The 10,947-nt window shown below is 43.0% G+C and carries 7 protein-coding genes; 5 read left to right on the top strand and 2 right to left on the bottom strand.

Annotation, left to right across the window (positions count from 1 at the left end; all coding sequences use genetic code 11):
• Positions 1–40: 40 nt before the first annotated feature.
• Positions 41–1,732 (bottom strand): FAD-binding oxidoreductase, encoded by a 1,692-nt coding sequence (locus P4S59_RS19175; protein ID WP_258430598.1) that lies wholly within the window; start codon positions 1,730–1,732, stop codon positions 41–43.
• 283 nt (positions 1,733–2,015) lie between these two features.
• Here P4S59_RS19175 and P4S59_RS19180 point away from each other — a divergent pair, with 283 nt between their 5' ends.
• Entirely contained in the window at positions 2,016–2,489 is a 474-nt protein-coding gene (locus tag P4S59_RS19180) for a DUF1842 domain-containing protein (RefSeq protein ID WP_337168870.1), read from the top strand.
• 134 nt (positions 2,490–2,623) lie between these two features.
• On the opposite strand, the gene P4S59_RS19185 is transcribed toward P4S59_RS19180, so the two are convergent.
• Entirely contained in the window at positions 2,624–5,305 is a 2,682-nt protein-coding gene (locus P4S59_RS19185; RefSeq protein WP_337168871.1) for an ATP-binding protein, read from the bottom strand.
• Positions 5,306–6,609: 1,304 nt separating this feature from the next.
• Here P4S59_RS19185 and P4S59_RS19190 point away from each other — a divergent pair.
• From P4S59_RS19190 to P4S59_RS19205, 4 genes are all read left to right on the top strand, one after another.
• On the top strand, positions 6,610–7,566 hold the full coding sequence (locus P4S59_RS19190; protein WP_033906599.1) for an IS110 family transposase: 957 nt from the start codon (positions 6,610–6,612) through the stop codon (positions 7,564–7,566).
• Positions 7,567–7,851: 285 nt separating this feature from the next.
• Positions 7,852–9,150, top strand: coding sequence for a hypothetical protein (locus P4S59_RS19195; RefSeq protein WP_337168872.1), 1,299 nt, complete (start codon positions 7,852–7,854; stop codon positions 9,148–9,150).
• Positions 9,151–9,157: 7 nt separating this feature from the next.
• Entirely contained in the window at positions 9,158–10,105 is a 948-nt protein-coding gene (locus P4S59_RS19200; protein WP_337168873.1) for a formyltransferase family protein, read from the top strand.
• A 146-nt stretch (positions 10,106–10,251) separates the two neighbouring features.
• Complete coding sequence (locus tag P4S59_RS19205; protein WP_337168874.1) at positions 10,252–10,866, top strand: phage tail protein; 615 nt, start codon at positions 10,252–10,254, stop codon at positions 10,864–10,866.
• Positions 10,867–10,947 lie beyond the last annotated feature (81 nt).

The following is a 10,947-nucleotide window of genomic DNA, read 5'->3' on the forward strand; positions in this document are numbered from 1 at the left end:
ACGGTCTGTTAATATATGCTTCTTAAGATGCATATTGATGTTAAATGATGGTCTTATTAGTTCTAAGATGATTAAACTTATCCTTAGCGTATTTCTCTTTTATACCGATTAAGTCGCGGTAGCTTCGATCAAAATAAACGCTTGTGGGAATTGCCGGATCTTTAAAGCTGATGAAGGCACCATAGGTTCCCGGTATATCAGCTTCTCTGGCTTTATCAATCCAGTCCATGGCTCTGTTTACATCAACAAGTACTGGGTTATTTTGTAGTTCTAGTTTTTGCTTTATCTCTTCATTCCACCAGGTTTGGTATTGGACTGTATATTGACACTGGCGGTAGGGGAAAGATATGTCTTCAAGGTCGTCTGAGTGATGATAAAAGCCACCAGTGATCGCACCTAAGGTTACGTAACTAAATAGCCCTTGATCGCGGTTTTCTGGCTTTATCAAAGGTGAAGTTAAGCTTTGCAAAAGTGCAGTATAGCCTTCTGCTTTAAGACCTCGCTCTGACACCAATCGCGAAGTGATTTTGTGAGGTGCTGGGGCGTCATAATCTGGAGGGAAAGGAGAACCGCTTTGACACAAAGAATCGCGCCCCCATGTGCTCATCAGGGAGTGATCGTATTTCTTCCCGTCAAAATCAGTGCCATGTGCTTCATAGACTTGAACTAAATCAGGGGAGCAAGCGCCAAATTGAACGGCTATAAATTGGTCAAGATCTTGCACTGTTCCTTCCCAGTAACCGTACATAGTGCAGTGATGGCTTATTGTGTCGATATCGCAATGGTTAGGTAATTCAGGCAGAGCATCAATTTGCAAGTTGGTGCCGAGAAGTTTAGCCGTATCGAGACTTTTTATAGCCTGTTCCCAATTTTTTAGCACATCTATGGTAGGGTGCGATGGTATTGGCTGAAGCATACCGTTGATTTTTTTGTAAAGGTTCCACTCAAGTTCGAAGCGGTGGATCTCTTTGGGTAAAGGGAATGTTTTTACGCGTAGCTCGGTAACAATGCCATAACTCATGCCTCCGCCGCCTCTTAGTGCCCAAAATAGGTGGGGATTGGACTCTGCTGAGACTTCTGTGATCGTACCATCACCCAATACCACGGTTGCACTCACTAGGTGCTCACAACACATGCCGTATTTTCGCGTCCAAGGGCCCCATCCTCCGCCTTGAATATAGCCAGTCAACCCAACTGTGGCACAGGTTCCATGTGCAATCATTCGATCATGCTCTGCAAGTTTTGGTGTCAGTTGATAGAAGCGATAGCCAGCACCAATGGTGGCAATATTTTCACACAATTGAAAGGTCTTAATTCTGCTCACGTCAATCAAAATGACGTTGTCACCACTGCATTCACCTGCGTGATCATGCCCTCCTGAGCGAACACGAATCGGGAGACTGAATCGAGTTGCTGTTAGATAGGCTTGTTGAACTTCTTGCGTACTTTCGCACATGACAATGACAAAGGGTTGGTGTTGATAGCGAGTATTGAAGATGAGTGACTCGACTTGATATTGGTTCAAACCGGGAACCGGTGAAATCGTGTTTTCAAGAGGTGTCAGTAGTCGCTCTTTAGGAAAACCGCATTTATCCATTTTCTGAATAAACAGTTTGGCATTATTGATTGAGATTGAGTACGCGTTAAGTACAGCGAGGCGTTGTATTTGAGGGTTAGGGTGCTGTTCTACCACTTGGTTTTCTTTAGTTCCCTGCATCCATTCTTGTTCCATTATTTTTTCCATTTGGCTTATGTATTGAATAGTTGTTTAAATATTAACTCGCACGCATATGTTCGCCATATCAGTTTGGTATCAGTTGTTCTGTACAAATCGCCAAAAGCATCAGCGAGAGAGCAATAATATCTGGTTGATGAAAAGAACGAGCGGCATCTGCGTGACCTTAGATAATTTATGTAGTCAAGTAGATCTGATCCTAAAGTGATACTGAACTTGAATGACGTGTTATCTACATTGAATGGGTCACTAACGACAATAAATTCAGTTGGAGAACACAATGAAAATGGAATCAAAAGAATCACAAGCAATTTTTACTGCTCATTATCAAATTGGTAACGGCTTACCTGGAGGAGTGAACTTCGATGTTAATCTACTCGTGGCCAGCGAAGACAAATCAATAGTGGGTAAAGGACATATCTTTCAGGCCATTAACCCACCGTTAAATGTGGTGTCTGATCTCAATGGCAGTTTCAACTATCAATGCACGATGCGTGATTGTCATATCATGGTGACGTTGCAGGGCTACCAGCCTTACCTAGGCATTGCTCCTCTAGGAGCAGATCTTCACAACGTAACGCTCAACATCCTACTTAATGATGATTGGAAGTCAGGCGTGGCATTCTATCGATATAAAAATAGTGCAGGTAAATGGGTTGAAGTAGCAAATCAACGCGTTACTCTACTTTTACCTGAGCATGTTCCTAGCATCGAAAACTTTAAGGTGGAGCAAAGTGAGCATGCGCCAGCATAAATCTAATCAGCGATGACACTGTGCCAAAACACAGATATTCGATGGTTTCGAATATCTGTGTTTGACGAGGTAAATCGAGCAAACAAGATGATTTGACAGTGCAATTAGTCGACTTTCTTCGTTTATTGAATATTTCATGGTTGAGTAGATGTGAAGCGCCAATGGTCGAGCTCATCAACACTTATTTGAGCCTGGTTCAGTTGATGCTTACGCGCGGCCTGATTGAAGTTTAACAACTCAGAGACGGAGCTGGACTGGTCGAGTAAGGCAAGCATCAGATTCGCTTGTTCAATATAAAAATCACCCCATGGATGCGGATCTTCTCGGGTGAAGTTAGCAAGCTTATCGCGATATTTTCGAAGTAGCGTAGGCTGCTTATACTGCCACGCTACTTGGATTCCTTGTTGGTAAAAGCGTAAATAGTTATGACCAACACAGGTAGATTCTAGCCAAGCCTCACCAGTGCGCAAAGCGGAGAGGGCCGTTGATTCATCGCCACAAACAAGTGCCTTGGTAGATACGAGCCAAGGACCAATAAAATTGTGTAGCTTATTGATATGAACAAGATCTAGAGCCGTGTCGATGTCCGAAAGGGCTTTCTCCTCTTTTCCCTGATACCAGTGCAATCTTGCACTGGACTCCAAAAGAAAAGCGACAAATCGATGAGCATTAAGCTGTTTTGAAAGTTGCAGAGCGGTCGAGATTTCGTTTTCAGCTTGCACCAATACATTACGGTCGAGAAAGATCCATGCTGCCGTAAGCCTGGAAACAATTTCTGCTCGGCGGTTTGCAGTGAGGTAGGCAAGATTCGAGGCATGCTGAGCCTGTTTTAGTGCTTCGTCAGATTGCAGTTGATAGATCATCACTGTTGCCAGCATGTAGCGATTGGCAGTTTCAATCGAAAGCAACTGATGCTCTTCACACAGTTGCAAACACTCGGTTAAGTGCTCGTATGAGCGAGCCATTTTTCCTTGTGCGTAGGCACAATCACCGAGGCCGCCAAGCGATTTTGCTTTCGCGCGAAAACAGTTTGCTCGCTGACTGTAATCTAATGCAAGTAAATGTTCTTTCTCACATTCGTCTAGCTGCCCAGTAGGGAACAGCATATTACCTCTCATCGAGTGGATTTCACACAAAGATTTATTTAACGTCAGCTTTTCGCACAGGGCTTGGGCTTGGTCTAAAATCGACATCGCTTGTACAAAGTTGTCGGTTAAGCGGTAGGGGTTAATGAGGTCTAAATAGTATTGAACACGTTCAGGATCATTTTCTGTGTGATGAACCGCTTGCTCAAGAACCTCAATACTCTCTTTGATGCGTCCCATCGAATACAGGCAGTTTCCTTTCATATTTAGTGCATACGCCATCTGTTCTTTAGGTGACTCTTTAATAGCGTACTCAATAAGAGTCAGTGCTTTTTCAAACTGATAATTACTCAGGTAATGTTTGGCGGTCTGTTCAAGAACAGTAAATACACCTTCGCCCTTGGCATGATTGATATGGACGGCATATAAGAATCGATCTCGGTTCTCATACCATTTTGCACAGGCCATGTGTATTTTTGAACACTGTGACTTGTCTATTTGACGGAAAACAGCATTGCAAATCAAATCATGATGGAAAAGGTATTGATCGCCATTGAGTTTTACTAAGCCAGCGTCGACTAACTTATCTGGTACGTAACCGGGAATTCGAGTGATTTCACGCAGTTGCTCCAGTTGAAAGCACTGCCCCAACACAGAGGCAGTACAGAGTGCTTGGCGATCTTGGGCTGGAAGTTGAGCTAATTGTATCGAAACTAAATGTTCCAATGACTCCGGAACGTCTTTATCAAACTGAGAGCAAAGCAGTGTTTGGCGCAAGTATAGAGGATGGCCTTTCGCAAGCTTTATACAGTCATTGATATGTTTATTCTGTTGGCATGTGATTGAGCAAGCTAACTCGTAAGACTCTTCAGATGATAATTCCCTAAGTTCGATTAGATTCACGTTGGTAAACCAAGATTGTTTGGAACTAAGTCGTTTTTGCTGCCTAAACGTCAGAAAGAGTAAAATATTGGTGTTTGTAATATGAGGTAGCAGTGTCTCAAGAAATGCCAACATTACCTCGTCGGCCCAATGGACATCTTCAACAATAATCAAATGCGGTTTGCTGGTCTGCCGTTGTTGAATTAAGAAAGGGATAGATTGCTCTATCGTTTGTTTCAGCGTTTGGAACTCCATTAAGTTCAGCAACTGCTTTTCTGATTCGTTGAGTGCTACCCCCATTAACCAATAAAGGCAGAGGTGGAAAGATGAGGGAATTGATGACTCGACAGTTTGCTGACGAATAGAATCATCGGTATCTTCACGAGTAAATGAACAAATTGCCCGAGTGAATATATTTTGAGGGGACAAGAGATCAGCACTACCATGATTCAGGATTTGAATCTCTGTGGTTAAACACGAAGATCGATTCAAAGACGCAATGACCTGGTTGAGTAGGCTGGTCTTTCCTATCCCTGCGGTACCAGTAATACAATACGTTTGGCCTGCTTCTTGTTTTTGCCATCGCTTGATTCCGCTATTCAATGTTTCTAGTTCAAGTTTACGCCCTACAAAACAGTCAGTATGGTTTTGGTGTAAGGATACGAGATGCCAGTTGTTGAAGTCTGGCTCTCCTGTCAGAAACGGTTTTATTGGTCTGGCACAATTGGACGAGATAAAGCAAGGACAAGCAGCTATTTCTCCCCAAGGGATATTAACTAGGATTTCATTGATTGGGGTTATCGCATTCGGATGTTCCGATAGCTCAGTGACTCGATGCTTGTATTTCACATTGATAAAAGACCGAATCGAAGCCGAAAGAGCAACCTGTAATTGAAGGGCTAGTTGTCGAATTCGTTCAAAAACATATTCGTCCGATTCCTGTATAGACCAAGTAAGAACAAACGTCCGGTTTTGTATTATGGGTGTAGTGTTTTGGCTGAAAAGTAATGTTTGCAGAGTCTTTACGGTCAAATCACACTTTGCTTCGATTGCAAAAATAAAAAAATATGGTGGTGATGAAGACACATTTGTAAGTAATGGTTCTGAGGCGCGATCTATTAAGAGGTCCTCTACGGGGACAGAAAAGTATTCCGCGAGATTGGATGCGGTACGATACAGCACATTCGCCCCAGACTCTGCTCGCTTTATGGAAGCAATAGATACGACAAAACCCTGTTGAAAGCATTCTTCCGCCAGTCTTTCTTGGCTCAGTCCTAATTTCTTTCTCAGTTCTTTGAGTCGTAATACGTTGAGTGGAATTCTTCCATCCCTATTTGCCATATTTCACTCCGTTGTAACGTATAGCTTTTCCCAGTAAACCTGAATCGATTGGATATGTTGAGTTAATAAATTTATCTTATTTCACCACATATAATACTAGTAGTTAAAATGTTATATACGAAAATGAAATGGGCATTTTAATCTTCAAACTACCTTAATTTATTGTTGTATTAGTGGTGTTTTCGTTATTAATAATTTTGATAATTATTGTTGTGAATTCATGTTTTTATTAATAAATTTTTTGAAATGTCTTTAAATGTATGTCTTTTAAAAGATTGCACACCTTCAACTTATATTGGACTGCATTGAACTTTAACAATTAAATTCTTTAATTTTAGAGGTATAAATTGATAATCTTATTTTTAGTGTTTTTTTTATTCCTATTCTGGCGAGTTAAGTTTTTCTAGTCTATAAATTAAACATCGGCACTTTCTAAATAACTGCCGATAAAAATAATTTTAATTTCAATATTATAAATAGTTGGCTTTATACAATGGATATTGGCTTTTTATGCCTGTTAAAAGGATTTCATATTACACCACACTTGAATGCCGCGCTTACCTCTATCAAGGAGACTGCGTGGCTGCCACATGTAAAACGATCTTGTATGGATAATAAGTACTCCAATCGGGTAAGGTGAGACCCAGACTTTAGCTGCAACTAAAGTTCTTCTATCTGGTAGTTCGATTGAACGATGGCTCCTCAATTGAGAGACCGGTAACAAGTACGAACGCCAGATAGAACTCCAAGCACCACACTCGAATAGTCTTCTGGGTCTCGAGCCCGCATTTGCAAGCAAGAGTTAGCTTATTATGAATACAAACACACTTCAAAACATTAATGTCGGCGTTGATACTGGTAAGTCACAATTAGACATCTACATCCGACCACTCGATATTTACTTCACTGTCCCGAACACCGAAAAAGGCATCAGCGATGCCATAAAAACCATTAAGAAACACAAACCTCAACGTGTCGTCATCGAAGCTACAGGTCGATTAGAAATGCCTTTTATACTCGCCTGTGACAAAGCCAAATTACCTTATGTTATTGCCAACCCACTACGTATTAAAAGGTTTGCTGGTGCCATTGGTCAACGAGCTAAGAACGACCGTTTAGATGCCGCTCTCATCGCACATTATGCCGAACGTGTTCAGCCAGAACTGACCAAACTAAAAAGCGAAAACATACGCCTTATGAGTGACTTAGTCACAAGGCGTAACCAGCTACTCACCATGCAAACCATGGAAAGAAACCGACTACAAATATTACCTAAGAATATCTCGTCTACGATTACCCCTATCCTTACCGCCCTGAAAAATCAGATTGAAAAAGTAGAAGCAAAGATAGCGAAACTGATTGAGAGTTGTCCTGAGTATCAAGCCAAAAATACTATTCTCCAAAGCATGCCTGGTGTTGGTAAAGTCCTTGCTGCCTCCCTAATTAGTAATGTACCCGAGCTGGGCTTTATCACTAACAAACAAGCTTCTTCTCTCATTGGTGTCGCACCAATAACAAGAGAAAGTGGCCGCTTTAAAGGTAAGCGGCTGATACAAGGAGGGCGGTCTCAAGTTAGGACCGTTATGTATATGGCGATGATGTCGGCTATCCAATGCAACCCTGTTTTCAAAGCAACTTATGAACGACTACTTACGGCAGGAAAACCGAAAAAAGTTGCCATTGTTGCCTGCATGAGAAAGATGGTTGTTATCTTAAATTCAATGCTAAGAGATGGTGTTATGTGGGATACAGATAGCCTCAAAAATTAACTATTGACGCCATAGTCTCTTGTTATCGAGGGGATTGGCAAGCGCTTGCTTTAGAAGAATCCTATCGAAAGGCCTATTACCCTAACTATTTACTACTCTCTGAATTTCCAGAATTGGAACTGTTTTTATCTCAATTTTTCTGCCCAATTTTGTCAGTACGGTTTATGAAATTAGATCCGTGAGCTCAGATATTATAACGCCGAGCTTATGGCGTATGTTTTTCTCAAGTACAGGCTTGTTTACATCATTAACTACTGCTATAGCGGCAATTGAGGTTCATGAATTATGCAAAAGGGCTCACCTATAGAATTCTACCAGCAACGTCCTCAATCTCGTGAGACGGTCGGTGTTGAAGAAGTGCAGCAACAAACTCAACAGTTTGGTTTTGCTGAACCTGAAATGGATGAGCTGCTTAAGTACTCATTACGGACTCAACTTGAGGCTATGCTCCAAAACCAACTCAGCACGGCTGAACGCCAACGGCAACTGAAAGAGAGTTTCGCTGCGGCAGTTGAGCTCGTATTGAAGGAGACGAAAGTTGAGCACCGAACACTGGTGCAAGCCTTTCAGAGCATGTATGGCAACGCTTGCCAATCTCTTTCTCTGGCTAAACTCACTCAAGAGGAACTGACCCGACAGTACATTTCCACATCTGGGCTGGTGATGTCTCCACTTAACTGTAAACACACCATCAAAGATGTGTACCGAATTAAAGGCTTTGCGTGTGGTACAAACAGAGCTATCCAACAAATGCTTGCCAACAAGTCACAGGTTAAAGTGCTTTATCCAGCTTGCGGCCCCTTTGCACCGTTGCTGCTGCCTTTACTTGCTCACTACAAACAAAGTGATCGGATTAGCGCAGAGCAGCTTCAGGTGACACTAGTAGATATTCACCCCGGAGCGATTAAAGCACTCAATCAATTGATCGCGGATCTCGATATCGCAGACTACATTGAAGCCTTAGTGGAAGAAGATGCTACCCAATTTTCGCCAACTCAAACGTTTGATCTCCTGATACTTGAAGCGATGCAGCATGGCTTTAGTCGGGAAGGGTTCCTCAGCATCGCGAAACATTTGGTTCAATATTTACATATTCAAGGCGAAATGATCCCCAATCAGGTATCTGTGCGCGCCATGATGGTCATCGGGGAGACGGAATTTAATCAACAATGGGAAAAAGCAGAGTATGCACATTCCAACCATTGCCAACCGGAAGCGATAGATGATCGAATTGATCTGGGAGAAATTCTTAACGTCAATAAAGCCATGTTGCTCAAAAGCGAGATTTTTGAGCTAGATGGTGGAATAAAAATGCTGCAAGGCAACACCATTGAGCTGCCGAAAGATGTGCCAGATATGGCAAAACGTATCCTCGCCATTTACAGCCATATCGATACTTACGGAGATGCGATGGTCGGACAATACGACTCTGGTATTACCCATCCTAAACCCGACATGACTTTTTATGTGGATGCCAAGCCCACAGCTGTTGAACACCATTACTTTGAAGCGAAGGGAGGGGATAAGGTCAGTTTCTATTATCAGTTAACCGGATTGCCAGGTTTTGTCGCCACCCATGGATGATTTCGATATGCAGCAAAAATACGTCGTTTTTACAGGAAGTTGTTACGCCTTGCCCATCATTCAGTTGTTGGCACAACAGCATAAATTGGCGGGCGTGGTAGTACCGGAAGGAGAACTAAATCCTGACTTACAGCAGCTACAGAGCTATCTGAGCGCTCAATCTATTCATATTGCTCAGTATACCGCCAATGACAGCAGTGCTTTGATAGCGCAACTCGATGCTTGGCGAGTCACGGATGGCGTCATCTATTTGTTCAGGCACATAGTTCATTCCTCGCTGTGTCAGTTTTTCAACGGAAACTTGTACAACATTCATCCGGGAAAGCTGCCCGAGTATCGAGGCCCGATGCCTCTCTATTGGCAATTAAGAGACGGTTTAGACACCTTTAGCCTCACCCTGCATCGTCTTGAGGCATCGGCTGATTCCGGCGCTATAGGAATGGAGTTAGAGGTACCATTTCACCCGTTTGAGACCTTAACCAGTGCTCAGCAAAAAGCGTCACAAATGACGGCTAAGCTGATGTATGACTTCCTCATCGCGCAACAAAAGCAAGGGCTGGTTTGGCGTGAGCAAGTATCAACCCCCAACGAGGTGGCACGAGCAGTAAACCAACATGATCTGCACATTCGTTGGAACGTGCAAACGAGTCGCGAAATCGTCAATTTAGTGCGAGCAGGCAATCATGACTTAGGAGGTGCGATGTTGAGCTTGCCAAATGGTGTCGCCAATGTTTTGCAAGCAAGCGCAATGGAGACTTCTTTAGTCGGTGTTGAGGCGGGGAGCATTCTCGAGATCAGCCCACAACATGGGTTGCAAGTGAAAACGTTAGATAGCGCAATATCAATAGATGTTATTGCTACACAGCAAGGCGTGTTTTCGGGTTATCGCTACGCGCAAATGGCTGGGCTGGACGCTGGGATGTCATTGCTTCAGCACGCTTCAGCCTGCGAGTAAAGAAATATCTCAATACGGCTCTTTGCGGCATTAATGAAGCCCGTAACGGTATTTAGTAATGCGAGATTGGAAAGTTTTAACCAACCACACCAATTACGTTATGGGTTGGTTTTAACTTAAGTGTATACGTTAAAAGGAAGAACAGTATGGCTACAGAACCGTATCTTGGGACACTAACCGCATTTGGCGGCAATTTTGCAATTAGAAATTGGGCAATGTGCTCGGGGCAAATGCAGGCAATTGAAGATAATCCAGCACTCTTCTCTCTAGTTAGCACTCTATACGGAGGTGACGCCCGAACTACCTTTGGTTTACCTGATTTGCGTGGCCGCAGTCCAGTTGGTGTAGGCACACGACCTGGGGGGATGGATTATCATCAGGGAGAAAGATTGGGTACTGAACTGGTAACTATTGATATAACCCAAATGCCAGCACACTTACATACGGCAATTTTTACCCCTCTTGGCACTGCTGCACCTGTAACAGGCAGGATGCAGGTTGCTACCAATGCTGCAAATACACAGGTCCCCGATAGTAATTCGTATATAGCGCAAAACTCTACCCCCGGGTTCTATAAACCGACGTTTCAGCAACCAGATTTGACTGAGATCGAAGGCTTAAGTATGTCTGGTGGTGGCTCGGAAGGAGGTACTGTAACTGTGACTGAAACAGGCGGTTCAGCGCCACTTAATATTTTGAGCCCGGTATTGCCGATTAATTGGTTAATTGCCACTGCGGGAGTATACCCACCGCGCAGCTAATCAACCAAGAAAGAATTGGCTGAAACTTTCGCTAATCCTTTCCTATAAAAAATTAAATATTTAAGTTGATTATGATAACCC

It is taken from the genome of Vibrio sp. M60_M70, from assembly GCF_037162085.1.
Taxonomy (GTDB): domain Bacteria; phylum Pseudomonadota; class Gammaproteobacteria; order Enterobacterales; family Vibrionaceae; genus Vibrio; species Vibrio diabolicus.